Genomic DNA, 16653 nt, shown 5'->3' with positions numbered 1-16653 from the left:
TTACCTGCTTATGCTAGCTCAACCTTGCCGTTGTGGCGGGCGCTGGGCGCACGGCTACTTCGTGGCCCTGATCCGCTCATCGAGGTGGGCGCGCATCGGGATGTTCAACGCCGAGGTGGCTTTGTCGGCGATCTCGACGGTGGTCCAGTCAAACACGTGGGACACCGAGTAGGTCAGCTCACCGTCCGCGACCAGCACCTCATGGCGGCCGTCAGTGCCGGGCACCAGGCGCGCGTCGCGCATCAGCGGCACCAGCGGCTTGATGCGTTCAACATCGGTGACGTTGAAACTGATGCTCAGTTGCTTGAGGCGGTCGGCCTCGTCGAAGTAGGCACCCACCAGATAGATGGGCACATCCCCGAGCAGATACGGGCGGTTGGGTTCGAGCGCGCGGTAGTAAGGCATCGGTGCGGCGTAGGCGAGGTTGTATTGCTGCTCGACTTTCGGGAAGTAGCGATTGAGCACTTCCATGACCTGCTGGCGCGGCATGCCCAGGGTGAAATCACCGATCGCCAGCGCCGACCAGGCCGGCAGCGGGAACAACGCACAGCAGAGCAACACCGAGAAAATCTTACGCACCGTTTGCCTTCCTAGCAGGGGATATTCGAGGGGCAATGATAGTGCCTGAGAAGTGGCGGAACGTCTAAAAAAGCTTGCAGTCTATGGGTACGATGGTGCCATATAGCCATTACCACTTCCGGCACCTGAGTCCCGTTCAAACCCGTCGCAAGGTCTAACGCTATGGCGCTGTTTCATTCGTATGGTTACCCCCGCAAGGCCCCCAGGGTATGGATTACATTTGGCCGCAGCAACGGCGCGCCGCCCCATGTGGCCTGGCTTTCACGGTTCGACCGGGCCAACCCGGGGCGGCCCTATGAGCTGGAGGTGAAGGGGCCGTGGGCGGACCACGCGGCCGCCTACCGGGCGCTGGATGTAGCGGCGCAGCGGTTGTTGGAGCAGCGCGCGGGGTGAGCCGTGCTTCAGGGCCCATCGCCCGGCACAGCCGGCCTCCCACGGGTTGTATGTTGCCTCGTAAATCAAGTACTTACACAAAACCGGTGGGAGGCCGGCTGTGCCGGGCGATGGGCCCTCAACCCTCACCCTCATCGATGAGTACAGCCCCCACCCGGGCATGTTTTAATGGTGGCAGTTCCCCGCCGCGAGCCCACCCGCCATGCCCACCCTCGCCCCTCCGCGCACCCGCTACCAGGCCCTGGCCCGCGAGCTGGCCCAGGCCATCCAGGCCGGCCGCCTGCCGGCCGGCAGCGCCCTGCCCTCGCTGCGCGACTGTGCCAGCCAGCGCGGGCTCAGCCTCAATACCGTGACCGCCGCCTACCGCCTGCTCGAAGACCAGGGCCTGATTGCCGCGCGCCCGCAATCGGGCTTCTACGTGCGCAGCGTGCTCGCCGAACCCAGTGCCTCGCTGCGCCGCCAGCCCAGCCAGGTGCAGGGCAACGCCCAGCAACAGCTGCTCAGCGAAGTGCTGCAGGCCCAGGGCCGCCCCGGCCACCTCAACCTGGCCCTGGCGATCCCCAAGGGCCCGCGGTTCTTCCCCCAGGAACGCCTGGCGAAAACCACCGCCAGCCTGCTGCGCAGCCAGCCCGAACTGCTCGGCCAATACGCCCTGCCGCCCGGCCCGCTGCCGTTGCGCGAACAAGTGGTGCGCCGCGCCCGCCACCTCGGCATGGCCCTGCGCGCCGACGACCTGACCATCACCCACGGCGCCATGGAAGCTCTGCAACTGGCCCTGCGGGTGACCACCCGCCCCGGCGACACGGTCGGCATCGAGGCGCCGAGCTACTTCAACCTCTACGCGTTTCTCGCCAGCATGGGCCTGAACGCGGTTGAAATCCCCACCCACCCGCAACAAGGGCTGGACCTCGACGCCGTACAAAGTCTATTCGAAGCCGGCCGCCTGGCCACCCTGGTGTGCATGCCCACCGTGCACAACCCGCTCGGCTGCAGCATGCCGGTGGCGCACAAACAGCGCCTGGCCGCCCTCGCCCAGCAGTACAAGGTGCCGGTGATCGAAGACCTGGTGTACGCCGAACTGCAATACACCGAACCGCCGGCGCCGGCGCTACGGGCCTTCGACCCGGACGGCTGGGTGTTGGTCTGCTCGGGCTTCTCCAAGGCCATCGCCCCGGACTTTCGCCTCGGCTGGATCGACGCCGGCCGCTACGCCGACGCCGTGCGGCACTTGAAGTTCTCCTCCACCGGCGGCGAGTCGCAGCTGCTGTGCATGGCGGTGAGCGAGTTCCTCCGCCACGGCCACTACGACCACCACCTGCGCAGCGTGCGCCGCCTCTACGAGCAGCAAGTGGCCAGCGTGCGCGGGCTGATCGCCGAACACTTCCCCGCCGGCACCCGCGCCACCCAGCCCGATGGCGGCTTCCTGCTGTGGCTGGAACTGCCCAACGGCGTCGACAGCCTGGCGCTGTACCGCGCCGCCGTGGCCGAACGCATCGTGATCATGCCCGGGCAGGTGTATTCCCAAGGGGCGCGCTACCGGCATTGCGTGCGGATCAGCTGCGGGCAGGTGCTGGATGAGCCGTATGTGCAGGGGATCAAGACCTTGGGGGCGTTGGCGCGGGGGTTGTTGGAAGGGGCTGTGGGGTGAAAACAGGCGTTTGGCCAGGAGCAGGTTTTTCGGCAGGCGCGTTAGCGGTGATGCCAGCGGCAAGCACCCAGGGGCGTTGAACACCCCCTGGGGAATCCGCTCGGTTCAGAAGTCGAGGGTGCCTGAAAATTTGACCAATCGTGGGTCGCCCTGGCTGAGGTAGCCCCCATTGGCCGAGGCCCAATAGTTCTTGTCGGTAAGGTTCTCTACATTGACGCGCAGTGTCAGGTCCTTCCTATCGACCTTGAATTTATAACGTGCCCCCACATCGAACCGATTCCAGGTGGGCAGGCTCAGGGTATTGGCTTGGTTTGCATACTGGCCTCCAGTGCGGAGCATGCGAGCGCTGAGCGCAGCGCCGGCCAAGCCCGGAATGTCCCAGTCAACACTGGCGTTGAGTTGGAAGGTAGGCACGCCGATGGCATGGTTGCCATCCGTGAGGCCTCCGGAGGTCTTCTTTAGCTCGGAGGTCATGCGGGTCCCCCCCGCCATCAGCCGCAGGCCCTCGATGGGCTCACCGAACACGCTCAGCTCGACCCCCTTGTTAACCTGCTCGCCATCGCGGATGTACAGGCGCTGCGCAGTGTCAACGTAGCCATCGCTGGGCTTCTCGATCCTGAAGACACCGAGATTGGCACCGAAAGATGGCATGTCCAACTTGATGCCCGCTTCCAATTGCTTGGTACGCCCGGGTGGAAACGCCTCTCCGAGGTTGGTGATGTTGGTACCCGATGCGACGGGGCCTTTAGCGAGGCCTTCAATACGGTTCGCGTACAGCGAAATAGTATCTGTGGGTTTGTAAACAATGCCGTACACCGGCGTAGTGACGGACTCGTCGTACAGCGAAGTGCGGCTGCCGTCGTTCGCCGGGTTGGCTACGCCATTGGAGGTCGTGCCGTCGTATGAGTAGTTCTCTACCCGCAACTGCTGCCGCCGAACCCCGTAGGTGAGCAGCAAACGGTCATCGAATAGCCCGATCGTATCGGAGATGGCCAGGCTGCGGTTTCGCGTCTTGCCCGTGACCCCCGGATCACCCATCTCGCCACCGGTGCTGGACACGTCCGTTGGCTTGCCCAACGCCGGCGTGTTGTAGATATTGCTGTTCCCGGCGACCGAACGGTAGAACGTGTAAGCGTTCTCTTGCTGGGTCCAGAGGGTCGAGGCTCCGATTGCAATTTGATGACTGAGCGGGCCGGTTTGCAGCAGGCCGTTGAGGCCTGCCGCGAAGCTGGTGTTGTCTTCCTTGTGTGGGATCTCCGAGCCGCCCACGGTTGCGACGCCATCATTCCCCACGAGCGTCGGCGTGGCGTACACACCGGTTTCGCGCGTGTGCTTGGCGCCACCGGCCAAGTAGGCTGTCCAGTTTTCGCTCAGGTCCCAATCGCCACGAATCATGCCGAAGGTGTCTTCAGTTTCGCTGTAGGTCCAGTCTTGGCCGTAGTTGTGGCTCGCGTCCGGAGCAGTGGGGATCTTAGTAGCGCTGCCCACTTGCACGCTATTACGTAGGCCGTTTATGCGTTGTTTCTGGTAGCCAAGGTCGGTAGATACGCGGAAATTGTCACCCCGATAGTCCAGCCCAGCCACGAACAGTTTGCTGCGTTGGCTTTGGTCATCAATCGCCGTATCGCCTTCACGCTGGCTGAGGTTGACTCGCGCTCCGAAGCGGTTGCCTTCGCCAAACCGCTGGCCAAGATCCAGGTGCTCACCGATGCGGCCATCTGAACTGATGTCCTGGGAATAGCGGCGAGTAGGCACGTCTTCAGCACGCTTTGGCTGCAAGTTCACACTGCCACCCAAACCTGTGCCGGTGGGGCTCACGCCGTTGATGAATGCGTTGGGGCCTTTGAATACCTCTACCCGTTCGATGGCGTCGGCGGCCAAAATCTGCCGAGGGAGTACACCGTACAACCCGCCGTAGGAAATATCGTCGCCCGCAAGCGGCAGGCCGCGAATGACGAAGACTTGCGACTGGTTACCGAAGCCATATGACTGGCGCACTGAAGGGTCATTGAGGAGTACATCGCCAACATCTTCAGCCTGCTGATCCTCGATGAGTTTGGAGGTGTAACTTGCCATGGCGAATGGTACGTTCATGCTGTCCTGATTGCCCAGCACGCCCATCTGCGCGCCCCTGGCTAACTGCCCGCCGGCATACGCTTCAGGCAGCGTATTCGAGTTGGCGTTTACAGCATTGGCATTGACGTCGGTTGCACCTAGCTCAACGACCGAATCGGCAGCGTTGGCGGCAACGCTGAACGAACAGCACAGTGCAAGCACAGAGGGGCGAAAGGGAAAAGACGGGAACATTAGGCAATTACCCAGCAAGGTGGACGGAACGGATGAAAGCCGCGCGTTAATGCAATGAATTCTCAGATACGAAAGTCTATCAGAATAATTCATTTGAAAGTTGTCATCGCTGGGTTGCGCTGCGTACACGCTTTGGGAAATGTGCTGGGCCAGAGCGCTCGCTTGAACGCCGCGCGCAGCTGGGCCCCCGCCCAGGGCCGCTGAGTGGGTGAATCCGTAGCGGGCAGGTGAAGGGAATTGAAAACATTGGGGGCCACCGCGGGGTTGCTGGCCAACCCCCTACCTTTTTGCTTGAATACGCGCAGCGGAGACTGAATCCTCTTTCAACCTCATAGGCAGGATGCCCAGGTGCCACTTTACACCTACGTAGTTTCGTACAAAGGCGCGACACATGTGACCCAAGGAAGCCATAGCAACTTCAAGGGTTTCATTTCCACCTGGTGCTCAAACATACCGCCTGGGGCACTTCCCGCCTTGACCCCGGCGCTTCACCGCCAACTCTCGGAAAAAGCGTATCGCGGCGAATTCCTGCCAGTCACGAACATAACCCATGCCTGGAGGAAATCCATTGAACTCGCCGGAAGTGAACTGATTGTGGTCGCGGTACAAACCCAACGCTGAATCCAGGCCTTCCCCCCCGGCGCCGGCCATAACCTTCAACAATCCAACACCACATCCCCCGCCGGCACCGCCGCGCACAACAGCGCCTGCCCCGTGCCCGCCCGGGTCGCTTCCAGCAGCGACAACACTTCCCCCTCCACCACCCCGCACGCGCAGGTTTGGCACAGGCCCGCGCGGCAATGGGCGGGCAGCACCAGCCCCTTGGCCTCGGCGAAGTTAAGCAACGGGCCGTCCTGGGGCGACCATTGGGCAACGACGCCTGAGCGCTTGAAGGTCACGCGGAACGGGCCGCTGGCGGGGATCGGGCGCATCTCTACCGGGGTGTCGGGGGTGGCGAAGCTGTCCATGTGCAGGCGCTGCGCAACGCCGGCCTCGGTGGCCACGGCCAGCACCTGCGCCTGAAACCCTTCTGAGCCGCACACGTGAATCGCCGCGTTCAGCCGCGCCGCGGCGCTGACCAGCGCAGTGATGTCGGGCCGGCCGGCCACGGCGTTGTCAACGCCGGCGCTGCCTTGGGTTACGTGCAACACGGCCGAGGCATCGCGCAACTGCCGCACCAGCGCGCCCACCTCGCCCCACAGCGCCAACTCGTGGCCAAAGCGCACGCTGTGCACCACCCGCACCGGCCCGGTGTAGCCGGCATCCACCAGCGCCTTGAGCTTGGTGGTGGTCGGGGTAATGCCAATTCCCGCGCTGAGGATCAGCATCGCGGGGCTGTCGAGGGCGACGGTGTCCGGGCCAAACGGCCCGCTGATACGCAGCGCCTGGCCCACCGCGAAGGCGTGCAACGCCTGGGAACCCTCGCCCGCGTCGCGCTTCACGGTAATGCGCAAGCGATCGCCGTCACGCCCGGATACCGTATAGCGGCGCCACACCCCGCTGCGGGTCAGGCCGTGCAGCGCGATATGCTGGCCGGCCTTGAAGCCGTCGAGCGAGCCCAACGCGGCGAGCGGGTCTTCCAGCCATAGCGAGCGTATGCCGCTGGCCTCGTCGATGATCTGCATGACCCGCGCCGGCCGCGGCCATGACACCAACGGCGGCGCCTTGGGCACCGTGGCGGCGATCGCCAGCTTCGCCGGGAAGCGCTCGTCGGTGGCCTGCACCCGGTCGCCCGGGGCCACGCGGCCGCCGCGTTCGACCTGCGCGTACACTCCGCAATACAGGTGGCCAAAGTGCCGGTTCAACTGGGCGGGGGTGTTCATGTCAACCTCGCCACTGTGCGGGTTCACCGAGGTGGCCCGGCAGCGCTTGATCGGCCGGATGATCGACAGGCAGGTGGCGCCAACGCGCACGCCGCGGCCGAGCCAGTCAAACTCCGAGAACGGTTCGGCTTCGATATAAATGTTGCCGCGAAACCGCATCGGGTCGACCGGCACGCCCAGCTTGGCCTCGAGCGCCTTGACCGTGTTGACGTTGATGATCGACAGCATCGAGTCATCGAAATCCCAATGGCCGAGGGCATCCTCGCGCTGGATGACCGCCGCCTGCGCGCCGAACACTTCACGCAGGCGTGCCGGGTCGCTCAGCAGGTCGGCGCTGGCGCTGGGGCCGTGCTGATGCAGGGTGAGCGCGCCGGCGCGGTGGCCGGAGCTAAAGTGCACCAGGCCTTCATGGGTAGTCAGTTGAAAGAACGGCGCGGCGCCCGTGGCCACCTGGCCGCGGGAGATCCCCGTGGCGCGGTCGCCCGGCACCCCTTCGCCGCAGGCCAATAAAACGCTGGCCAGGGTTTCGCCTGGGAAACCTTTGATCGGGTAGCGATGCAGCGAAACGACGCAAGCCATCAGCGAGACTCCTGAAACGCCCTGTGGGTGATGCCGATACTGCCACGCTTATGCCGGGGGTGAATGCCTGCCGTCGCCGCAAGGGCGTTGGAATGCGACCTTGAAGCGGTAAACCCGCGGCTGACGTGGTTTGCCTGAGGCATTACCCGGCCCAACAGCAGCCTTGAGCGACCGGGGATCAATCGCATACGATAAGCATTATCAAGCACGCATCGATCTCTCGCTTATCCGGGCCCACCCCATGCCGCCACCTGACAGCCAGCCTTGCGTCGACATCCAGGCGCTCTACACCGACCACCATGGCTGGCTACACAACTGGCTGCGCAAGAAGCTGGGCTGTGGCAGCAGCGCCGCGGACCTCACCCACGATACCTTCCTGCGCCTGCTGACCAAGAAAGACCCGATCGAAATCCGTGAATCCCGCGCCTTGCTGGTGACCATCGCGCGCAGCGTGTTGAGCAACCATTTCCGCCGGCAAAAGCTCGAACACGCCTACCTCGAGGTGCTCGCCCGCTTGCCTGAACCGGTGCTGCCCTCGCTCGAAGACCAGGCGATCCTGCTGGAAACGTTACTTGAACTGGACCGCCTGCTCGATGGCCTGGCAGCCGATGTGCGCCAGGCGTTTCTCTGGTCGCAACTCGATGGCCTGGCGCATGCGGACATCGCGGCGCGCCTGGGCGTTTCGCTGACCACGGTCAAGCGCTACATCGTCAAGGCCGGTGTGCAATGCTTCTTCGCCGCGTGATGGGGGCCCACCGATGAGCGCCGTATCACCCGCGGTGGCCGAGCGCGCGGTCGAGTGGATGGTCGAACTGCAAACCCCGCCGGTGGCCCCGGCCACCCTGGCGCAATGGCAACAATGGCGCGCGCAAAGCCCTGAGCATGAGCGCGCCTGGCAGCGCATCGAAGCCTTCGGTGAGCGCTTTTCGGCCTTGGCCGAGCATGCCCATATCGCCCAGGCCACGCTGAGCACGGCCGCTGCCCCTGACCTCGCCCGGCGCCGGGCGCTCAAGGCGCTGGCGGCGCTGCTCAGCCTGGGCGCGGGTGCCTGGGCCGGGCGCGATAGCACGATCTGGCAGAACGCTAGCGCCGACTACCACAGCGCGGTCGGTGAACAACGCCAGCTCACGCTGGCCGACGGCACGCGGGTGCTGATGAACACCGACACCGCCATCGGCGTCCGCTTCGAGGCTGACCGCCGCGTGCTGCGCCTACTGCGCGGCGAAGTGCAAGTCCGCACCGGGCACGACCTGATGGCCAGGCCGCTGCTGGCCCACACCACCGAAGGCTACATCAGCACCCTCGGCAGCCGTTTTTTGCTGCGCCAGGCCGCCGGGTACAGCCGGGTCGCGGTCGCCGAAGGCAACCTTACCTTGCGTGTGGCGGCACACCCGCCGCTCACCCTGAACGCCGGCCAGCAGGTGATGTTCACCGCAAGCGAGCTCGGCCCGCCGCGGGCGCTGAGTGATGCCGACCTCGCCTGGACCGACCGCATCATCATGGCCAACGGCCAACGGCTGGAGGACTTCCTCGCCGAGGTCAGCCGCTACCGGCCCGGCCACCTCGGCTGCGCCAGCGCCGTGGCAAACATCCGCGTGGCCGGCACCTACCCGCTGGCCGACACCGACAAAATCCTGCAAACCCTCGGCGCAACCCTCAACCTGCGGGTGCGCAGCTTCACCCCCTACTGGGTCACGCTCGAGGCCAAACAGCCACGCGCCTGACGCCGTTGAAAAAGTTGCGCAGAGGGTGGTCCATTCGGCGTTCTCGCGAGACATGGAAATAAAGGCCCCTTTTTTCCTTGCACACGTCTTGTGGAGTTCGACATGAATCACCCCCTGCGCCTTCGCGCCCTTCCGCTGGCGCTCGCCTGTAGCCTGGCCCCCGGCGCGTTCAGCGGCGCACTGTTGTTCGCCCCGGCACTGGCCAGCGCCGCCGACAACACGCGCTATTACGCCATCCCCGCCGGCAGCCTGCTGGGCGCCCTCAACCAGTTCGGCCACCAGGCCAACCTGATGCTGGCGTACCCGGCGCAACAGGCCGCGGGGCGCGAGAGCCCAGGCTTGCAAGGCGACTACACAGTGGAGCAAGGGCTGGCGCTGCTGCTCTCCGGCACGGGGCTGCAAGCGCTACGCTTGAGCAACGGCAGTTACACCTTGCAAACCGCGCCGGAAGGCCCGCTGACCTTGCCCACCTCGACCATCAACGGCAGTACCGAGCAAAGCCTCAGCGAACCGGTCGAAGGCATTGTCGCCAACCGCAGCAGCGTGGGCACCAAGACCAACAGCGCCCTCAATGAAGTGCCGCAATCCATCTCGGTGATCACCCGCGATGAAATGAACAAGCGCGGCGTGCAGGACTTCAACTCGGCGGTGGCCTATACCCCCGGCATCCGTGCCATCGACTACGTCGGCGGGCAAGGCGCCCCCGATATCTACATGCGCGGCTTCCGCGCGTTCAACCTGTTCGGCCTGTACAAAGACGGCCTGCGCACCGGCTTCAACCAGTACGACACTGACTTCGAAACCTTCGCGCTAGAACGCATCGACGTGATCAAGGGGCCAGCCTCGGTGCTGTATGGCCAGATGGCGCCCGGCGGCATGGTCAACCTCAGCAGCAAACGCCCCACCAGCGACCCCGTGCACGAGGTGCAAGTCCAGGCCGGCAACCATGGCCGCCGGCAGGAGGCCATCGACCTGGGCGGGCAGCTCGATGACGAGGGCAAGCTGGCCTATCGCTTCGTTGCGCTGCAGCGCGACAGCGGCACCCAGGTTGACCACTCCCCCGACGACCGTACCTACGTAGCGCCGTCGCTGGCCTGGAAACCTGACGACGCGACGACCTTCACCCTGCTGGCCAGCTACCTGAAAACCCGCAAGGGCGGCGCCGAACAGAGCTTCCCGGTGAGCGGCACGCTCAATGGCACGGCCTTGGGCCACGTGCCGGCGAGCACCTATCTGGGCGACCCGCGCGCCAGCCACTACGACGTTGAAAACACCTCGCTGGGCTACCTCTTCGAGCGCCAGTTGAGCGAGCACTGGACGTTCGCGCAGAACGCCCGCTACATGGCGGCCGACGTTGACTACGTCAGCAACGGCGCGCGCAACAGCGCGCAACTGGGCAGCGACGGCCGCACCTATACCTTTGGCTACCAGAAGCGCCCCAAGAAAACCGATACGTTCTTGCTCGACAACAACCTGCAAGGCCAATTCGACACCGGCCCGGTCAATCACCAGGTGCTCTTCGGCCTCGATTACGGCCATTATTCGGGGCGCGAATCCCGGAGGGGGTCGAACAACCAAACCGTCGACATCTTCGACCCGGTGTACAACGCCAACGTGGTGTGGAACGCGGCGAAATCCACCGACGGCAAAAGCGTGATCGTTCAGCAAGGCGCTTACTTCCAGGACCAGCTCAAGCTCGACAACTGGCGGCTGACCCTCGGTGGCCGCCAAGACTGGCTGCAAGACCGTGAATACAGCTACCTCGGCAGCGGCGGGCGCAGCGCGCAGAACGACCACAAGTTCACCGGCCGCGCCGGGCTGGCGTACCTGTTCGATAACGGCGTCACCCCCTACGCCAGCTACAGCACGTCCTTCCAGCCTACCTCCGGCACCGCCCAGGATGGCAGCACGTTCAAGCCCACCGAAGGCGAGCAATACGAACTGGGCGTGAAATACCAACCGCCAGGCCACGACAGCTTTATCACCGCCTCGGTGTATGAGCTAACCCAGAAGAACGTGACCACCACCGACCCGACCAACTCGAGCTTTCAGGTGCAGACCGGCGAACAACGCTCAAGAGGCCTCGAGCTGGAAGGCAAGGCTGCACTGACCGCGAACCTCGACGTGATCGCCGCCTACAGCTACACCGACGCCGAAGTGACCCAAGCAAATACGGTGGGCAGCGGTACCACGGCCTACAGCCTGAAGGGCAACCGGCCCATCGCGGTGGCGAAAAACAGTGGTTCGTTGTGGTTGGACTACAGCATCGACCAAGGCCTGTTCGATGGCTTGCAGGTGGGCGCCGGGCAGCGTTATGTGGGGGCGTCCTACAACGCCAAGAATACCGTCAAGGTCCCGGGTTACAGCCTGACCGACGCCAGCCTGCGTTATGACCTAGGCAAGCTCGACGCCAGCCTGGCCGGCGCCCGCGTTGAACTGAACGTGAATAACCTGTTCGACAAAACCTATTTCACCCCGGGTTTTTACGAGTACAGCGTGTTCTACGGTACCCGCCGCACGGTGATGGGGACGTTGGCGTATACCTGGTGAGTTGGGGTTGATTGGGCCTTCGCCCGGCTGTGCCGTAATGCTGTTCACTTAAGCTATTTCAGGGGTTCATGAAGGGGATCAATCTGTGAGCTCTGCTGATTGTGTGCATGAGCTTCAGGGCCCATCGCCTGGCACAGCCGGAGTGCCGGGCGATGGGCCAGACAGCTCATGCGCTTGGTAAAACCGCCGGGAGAGATCAGGGCTTTTTAACCTCGACTTAGCGCTCTGATGGCTTAAGTGAACAGCATTACGGCTGTGCCGGGCGAAGGCCCTGAAGCTCATGCACGGAATCAGCAGCACTCACAGATTGGGCGCTACCCCCGCGGCACCCGCGCCAACGCCTCCACCTCCAGCCAATACCCATGGTGCAACTCAGGCACCGGCACCACCGCCCGCGCCGGCCGATGCTCCCCCACCCACCCTGCATACACCCGGTCGAACACCGGCCAATGCTCGATCCCCACCACATACACCGTCACTTTCAGCAAATCCCCAACCCCACACCCGGCCGCCCGCAAAATCCCCTCAACGTTGGCCAAGGCCACCTCGGCCTGCACCTCGAACGCCTCGCCAACGGTGTGAGTGCCGCCTGCCCGCACCGGCAACTGCCCGGACACGAACAGCACATCCTGATACCGCACCGCCTGTGAGTAATGCCCACCCGGCGCGCTCGCCTGCGCGGTGTGAATGCACTCGATAGGGTTACCAGCCATACAACCGCCCCCACTGTTCAACCTCACCCTGCGCATTGACCGCGCTGTAAAAAGGGAACTGCGCCCCGGTGGCGCACGCGTGGTTCGGCGTGATGCGCAACCGATGCCCCACCGGGAAGCGCTCCAGCAACAGGCGGTTCTCCACCCCCGCCACGGTGACAATCCCGTGCTCCTGGTTGGCGCTGTGCAGCAGCGCGCCCTCGATCCACTCCCCCGCCGCCGTGCACACCTGGCCATAGGCGAAGTCCCGTTGCTGGCGCTGGGTGCCGCGGTCGCGGCTCATGGCCATCCAGCCGGCGTCGGTGATCACCCAGCCTTTGTCCAATTGGTGGCCGATCACCGTGGCCAGCACACTCAGCGCCAGGTCCTCGGGCTGGCACACGCCCACGTTGAGCATCACCAGGTCAAAGAACACGTACACCCCGGCGCGTACCTCGGTCACCCCGTCGAGGTTCTGCGCCGACAGCGCCGTCGGCGTAGAGCCGATGCTCACCCCCGGGCACGGCAAGCCCGCCGCGCGAAGACGCTCGGCCGCCAGCACACACTCACGGCGCTCCTGCTCGGCCAGCCGCTGCAAGGCCAAGGGCTCGCTCAGTTCATAGCTGGAGCCGGCATGGGTGAGCACCCCGGCAATGGCCATACCGCCCTGGTGCAGCAACGTGGCCACCTCGAGCAAGGCCGGCGCCGCGGCGGGCAGGCCCGAGCGATGGCCGTCGCTGTCTACCTCGATCCACACCTCGAACTGCGCACCCTGGGCCCGGGCGAAGTCGACGATCGCCTGGGCGCCCTGCACGCTGTCGGTGAGGACGGCCAACCGGCAACCACGGTTTTGCAACGCCAGCGCCTGGGGCAAACGCCCCGGCGCCATCGCCACCGCGTACAGCACATCGCGGATACCCGCAGCAAAGCAGTGCTCCGCCTCCTTCAATGTGGACACCGTCACCCCGCTCGCCCCGGCAGCAAGCTGCCGCTCGATCACCGGCAAGCATTTACTGGTTTTCACGTGCGGGCGCAGGCGCACGTTCAGGCGGTTCATGCGCGCCTGCAGGCGCTCGATATTGCGCTGCATGCGAGGTACGTCCAGCAACAACGCCGGAGTGTTCAATTGCTCAAAGGGTGTGCTCATGGGGGCAAGCTCCTGCTGATCGAGGCCTGACTGTACCCAAGCGCGATTAAGCTGTGCTTCAATCAAGTTTCATCAAACATTAAGCACAGCTAAATGGTTTCCATCGACGACATGCGCCTGGCCGCCGCCCTCGCCCAGGCCGAATCCCTCAGCGCCGCCGCCCGCCGGCTGAACGTCACCCCACCGGCGCTGTCGATGCGCCTGCGCAAACTCGAACACAGCCTGGGCAGCAAACTGGCCAACCGCGACGCCCGGCGCCTCAGCCTCACCGCCGAAGGCGAACGCTTCGCCCAGCAGTGCGCCGCCCTGCTGGAACAGATCGAAGCCCTGCCCGACAACTTCCGCGCCCCCGGCGCCGAACTCAGCGGCACCCTGCGCTTGGCCGCGCCGTTCGGCTACGGGCGCAAACACATCGCCCCGCTGCTGTCGCGCTTCGCCCGGCTGCACCCGCAACTCACCGTGCACCTCGACCTGCGCGAAACCCCCTGGCCCGACCGCCACGACAGCGACGCGGTGATCCACATCGGCAGCGTGCGCGACAGCTCCTGGGTCGCGCGCACCCTGGCCCACAACGAGCGCTGGCTGTGCGCCAGCCCAGCCTACCTCGCCGCCCACGGCGTGCCGCAAGGGCCCGAGGATTTAGCCGCGCACCGGTGTATCTGCATTCGCGAGAATGAGGAGGATGTAACGCTGTGGCAGTTGCGCAAGCCCGGGCTGAGCCGCGCGGTGCGGGTGGCGCCAGCGATGCTGTGCAATGACGGCGCGGTGGCGCGGCGGTGGGCCGAGCAAGGGCATGGGGTGGTGTTGCGCTCGGAGTGGGACGTGCGCGATGCGGTGGCGCGGGGGGTGTTGGTGCGGGTGCTGGCGGATTGGCGGGCGGGGGCGGCGCCGGTGCAGTTGTTGGTGCCGGTGAGGAAGGATCGGAGTGCGCGGGTGCAGGCGTTGGTGGGGTTTTTGGAGGGGGGTAGGTGGGGGTGAGGGGGCTGCGTTCGGCTTGAGGTGGATGTTCGTGGGATGGCTGCTATCGGGCGGAAACAGCCTCTCGCATCTCAGGTCGGAGTCTTTTGGTTTCATAGCTTGTTGAGTAATGGTATTTTGACATATCTAAAATACTCCGACGGAAGGGAGCAGGATGAACATCGCGAAGAGCCTAGGTCTAAAGGGAAATCCTTTTGAGCATTATAATGCCGAAAAAGAGCCTGACATTGCTGCTTACGCAGTTCGACCTCCTTATCTAGAAACGATTGCGCAACGCTCAATAGGGCTTAGTTCTTTTATATTGTTTGGAGACCGAGGAGCCGGAAAGAGTGCCACAAGGCTGACTGTATACAAAGAGGCGTGGGAGGCAGCTGCCAGAGAATCCATAGTTTCGCAACCGTTCATTGTCAACCTAACCGACTTCGGACAAATCCTTGACAAATTCAAACGCGGCCAATTATCAGACAAAGACATATGCGCGCTTGCTGCATTTTTCGTAATAGAACAGATGTTCGCGTGGCTTTCTTCTTTGGAAGACGAAGATCGCGAGAAACATTTAAGCGAGCTGGATAAGCATGACAAAGCATTAATTCTGGCTTTGCTAGAAGGTTTGTACTTACCGATCCCTGAAATGGATAGAGATACGTCCACATCAGAAGCATTCAAATTGCTCGGCAGCGCATGGACTACTAAAAGCAAAATTTGGCTTGCAAGAAGATGGGGATCGGTAAGCAATATCTTTGCGGGATTACTTCACGCCTTTGTCAAAAACAAGGTGGATGAGAGCTTAGACATCAAAGACTCTGCCGAGCGAATATTGACCAGCCTGATTAGCGACTCTGCCAACACTCCCAGGGCAATTATTTCTAAGCTAGTCGAACTTAGCCGAATGTTTGGTTTTACAGGTGTGTGTGTTCTTGTCGATAAACTTGACGAAACTAGCGAAACCGACAACTCTGTAGAGGCCACTGCGCGCCTCATCCACCCTCTACTCGCAAACATTCAACTTCTTGAAGTAGAAGGTTTTTCCTGGATGTTCTTCGTCTGGGGCAATGTTGAAGACCACTTCAATAACAAACTAAAAATTCGACTAGATAAAATTGCTAACGCTAAAATTGTTTGGACGGCGGAGCAACTTCAGAAAATGCTAGATCGAAGAGTTGAGTTCTATTCTGACGGCGCAGTTAGCTTTTCCGACTTATTTTCTCAGGATTTAAATTCAGACAATATATTTAAGCAATTTTGCGCATTAACATTACGGTCTCCACGAGAACTGATCAGGCTAATGGATACTCTCTTCAGGGAACATGATGCCCGAGGAAGTGAAGCTCCTCCAAAGATTGACTTAGTCTCGATCGAACTTGCCCAAGACAAATACGCGAGAGACACCATCCAAACCTGGTACAAAAAGGAAACTCTACTTCAACTTTATCGTCTTGGAAAAACCATCTTCATTAACAAGGACGTTCAAACTACATTCCGCATCGGTGACCAGGGCGCTCGCAACAAGATCACCAAGTGGAGCGATGCTGGCTTAGTCCGTCAGAGCGGCTCCGTGCCCGGCGACTCAGGAGGAAAACCCTCCTTCTTATACGAAGTTTCGGATCCTCGAGTATCTAGAATTATTGAAAGAGGGCTTGATGAATTGGTCGGAGCCTCCTTGGAGTCAACAGGCGGCAAAGACGAGGACTATATTTCCGGTGAGGTTGAAGCATAAGATTCAGAGGTCAGCCCCATAGCCTAAGCACTCTGGTAGTCAGCATTCGACAGTTCAGTTCTGAGACGGACATACGACCCAATGCTGACCAGCAGCAATAGATTGTCAGTAGCCCTCTGCGGGAGGCCGCTTCGGGTCGGAAGCGGTCGGTCGCGAACAGCTTCGGTAAATGAACCGCTGGCCGCTTGCCCCTGTGGCAGGGCACTCGGTGATTTGTTGCTAGTCTCTATTGGTTTTTGGCCTTCATTTTTTAAACGCGATACTTTGTTTTAGAAAAGTAAACGCTTCGCCCCTCATTTAATCGTGAGAATTTTAGACATGGACAACGGACACACCGAGCAGAGCGTGCACGTCGAAGCGTTTTTGCAGGTGTAAGGAGACAAGGACGCGCTGCTTATGCTAAGCATGGAAGTTTTGGCGCTGCTGGCAGTCCAAAGTATCCATTGGACTGGATGATGTTCGCTGCCATTACGGGGGCATCGCGGGAGTAACGGGGGGCAGCAGCGCTGCTGTGAC

General features: G+C 62.5%; 12 protein-coding genes. 7 read left to right on the top strand and 5 right to left on the bottom strand.

What is annotated here, in order from left to right:
- Window positions 1-54 precede the first annotated feature (54 nt).
- Window positions 55-579: a hypothetical protein gene (locus ACFZCE_RS16275; RefSeq protein WP_390940770.1), complete on the bottom strand. Its 525-nt coding sequence runs from the start codon at window positions 577-579 to the stop codon at window positions 55-57.
- A 162-nt stretch (window positions 580-741) separates the two neighbouring features.
- On the opposite strand from ACFZCE_RS16275, the gene ACFZCE_RS16270 reads away from it, so the two are divergent.
- Together ACFZCE_RS16270 and ACFZCE_RS16265 are read left to right on the top strand one after the other, a co-directional pair.
- Complete coding sequence (locus ACFZCE_RS16270; protein WP_390940769.1) at window positions 742-972, top strand: hypothetical protein; 231 nt, start codon at window positions 742-744, stop codon at window positions 970-972.
- A 202-nt stretch (window positions 973-1174) separates the two neighbouring features.
- Window positions 1175-2620: an aminotransferase class I/II-fold pyridoxal phosphate-dependent enzyme gene (locus ACFZCE_RS16265; protein WP_390940767.1), complete on the top strand. Its 1446-nt coding sequence runs from the start codon at window positions 1175-1177 to the stop codon at window positions 2618-2620.
- 105 nt (window positions 2621-2725) lie between these two features.
- Here the strand turns inward: ACFZCE_RS16265 and ACFZCE_RS16260 are convergent, their stop codons facing one another.
- Together ACFZCE_RS16260 and ACFZCE_RS16255 are read right to left on the bottom strand one after the other, a co-directional pair.
- Window positions 2726-4927, bottom strand: a complete 2202-nt coding sequence (locus ACFZCE_RS16260) for a TonB-dependent siderophore receptor (protein ID WP_390941167.1) — start codon at window positions 4925-4927, stop codon at window positions 2726-2728.
- A 656-nt stretch (window positions 4928-5583) separates the two neighbouring features.
- Window positions 5584-7329: an MOSC domain-containing protein gene (locus ACFZCE_RS16255; protein ID WP_390940765.1), complete on the bottom strand. Its 1746-nt coding sequence runs from the start codon at window positions 7327-7329 to the stop codon at window positions 5584-5586.
- Window positions 7330-7570: 241 nt separating this feature from the next.
- Here ACFZCE_RS16255 and ACFZCE_RS16250 point away from each other — a divergent pair, with 241 nt between their 5' ends.
- The 3 genes from ACFZCE_RS16250 (at window position 7571) to ACFZCE_RS16240 (ending at window position 11603) form a co-directional block, all read left to right on the top strand.
- Window positions 7571-8074: a sigma-70 family RNA polymerase sigma factor gene (locus tag ACFZCE_RS16250; protein WP_390940763.1), complete on the top strand. Its 504-nt coding sequence runs from the start codon at window positions 7571-7573 to the stop codon at window positions 8072-8074.
- A 13-nt stretch (window positions 8075-8087) separates the two neighbouring features.
- Window positions 8088-9053, top strand: a complete 966-nt coding sequence (locus tag ACFZCE_RS16245; RefSeq protein ID WP_390940761.1) for a FecR domain-containing protein — start codon at window positions 8088-8090, stop codon at window positions 9051-9053.
- Window positions 9054-9155: 102 nt separating this feature from the next.
- Entirely contained in the window at window positions 9156-11603 is a 2448-nt protein-coding gene (locus ACFZCE_RS16240; RefSeq protein WP_390940759.1) for a TonB-dependent siderophore receptor, read from the top strand.
- A gap of 314 nt (window positions 11604-11917) precedes the next feature.
- Here ACFZCE_RS16240 and ACFZCE_RS16235 read toward each other — a convergent pair whose 3' ends face one another.
- Window positions 11918-12316 (bottom strand): Rid family hydrolase, encoded by a 399-nt coding sequence (locus ACFZCE_RS16235; RefSeq protein ID WP_390940757.1) that lies wholly within the window; start codon window positions 12314-12316, stop codon window positions 11918-11920.
- The gene (locus ACFZCE_RS16230) at window positions 12306-13442 is read right to left on the bottom strand and encodes an alanine racemase (RefSeq protein ID WP_390940755.1); all 1137 of its coding nucleotides are present in this window, start codon (window positions 13440-13442) and stop codon (window positions 12306-12308) included. The genes ACFZCE_RS16235 and ACFZCE_RS16230 overlap by 11 nt, the downstream gene beginning before the upstream one ends.
- Window positions 13443-13535: 93 nt before the next feature.
- Between ACFZCE_RS16230 and ACFZCE_RS16225 the strand changes: the two genes are divergently transcribed.
- Both ACFZCE_RS16225 and ACFZCE_RS16220 read left to right on the top strand, forming a co-directional pair.
- Window positions 13536-14420, top strand: coding sequence for a LysR substrate-binding domain-containing protein (locus ACFZCE_RS16225; protein WP_390940753.1), 885 nt, complete (start codon window positions 13536-13538; stop codon window positions 14418-14420).
- A 154-nt stretch (window positions 14421-14574) separates the two neighbouring features.
- A complete protein-coding gene (locus ACFZCE_RS16220; RefSeq protein ID WP_390940751.1) occupies window positions 14575-16137 on the top strand; it encodes a P-loop ATPase, Sll1717 family in 1563 nt (520 codons plus the stop codon).
- Window positions 16138-16653: the final 516 nt, after the last annotated feature.

Source organism: Pseudomonas sp. NPDC007930, assembly GCF_042958985.1.
Taxonomy (GTDB): domain Bacteria; phylum Pseudomonadota; class Gammaproteobacteria; order Pseudomonadales; family Pseudomonadaceae; genus Aquipseudomonas.
This window is presented reverse-complemented; position numbering and strand designations above follow the sequence as displayed.

Excerpts from the sequence above, each read along its gene's own strand:
- ACFZCE_RS16270 (WP_390940769.1), top strand. The coding sequence starts at position 742 with ATGGCGCTGTTTCATTCGTATGGTTACCCCCGCAAGGCCCCCAGGGTA.
- ACFZCE_RS16265 (WP_390940767.1), top strand. The coding sequence starts at position 1,175 with ATGCCCACCCTCGCCCCTCCGCGCACCCGCTACCAGGCCCTGGCCCGC.
- ACFZCE_RS16260 (WP_390941167.1), bottom strand. The coding sequence starts at position 4,927 with ATGTTCCCGTCTTTTCCCTTTCGCCCCTCTGTGCTTGCACTGTGCTGT.
- ACFZCE_RS16255 (WP_390940765.1), bottom strand. The coding sequence starts at position 7,329 with ATGGCTTGCGTCGTTTCGCTGCATCGCTACCCGATCAAAGGTTTCCCA.
- ACFZCE_RS16250 (WP_390940763.1), top strand. The coding sequence starts at position 7,571 with ATGCCGCCACCTGACAGCCAGCCTTGCGTCGACATCCAGGCGCTCTAC.
- ACFZCE_RS16245 (WP_390940761.1), top strand. The coding sequence starts at position 8,088 with ATGAGCGCCGTATCACCCGCGGTGGCCGAGCGCGCGGTCGAGTGGATG.
- ACFZCE_RS16240 (WP_390940759.1), top strand. The coding sequence starts at position 9,156 with ATGAATCACCCCCTGCGCCTTCGCGCCCTTCCGCTGGCGCTCGCCTGT.
- ACFZCE_RS16235 (WP_390940757.1), bottom strand. The coding sequence starts at position 12,316 with ATGGCTGGTAACCCTATCGAGTGCATTCACACCGCGCAGGCGAGCGCG.
- ACFZCE_RS16230 (WP_390940755.1), bottom strand. The coding sequence starts at position 13,442 with ATGAGCACACCCTTTGAGCAATTGAACACTCCGGCGTTGTTGCTGGAC.
- ACFZCE_RS16225 (WP_390940753.1), top strand. The coding sequence starts at position 13,536 with ATGGTTTCCATCGACGACATGCGCCTGGCCGCCGCCCTCGCCCAGGCC.
- ACFZCE_RS16220 (WP_390940751.1), top strand. The coding sequence starts at position 14,575 with ATGAACATCGCGAAGAGCCTAGGTCTAAAGGGAAATCCTTTTGAGCAT.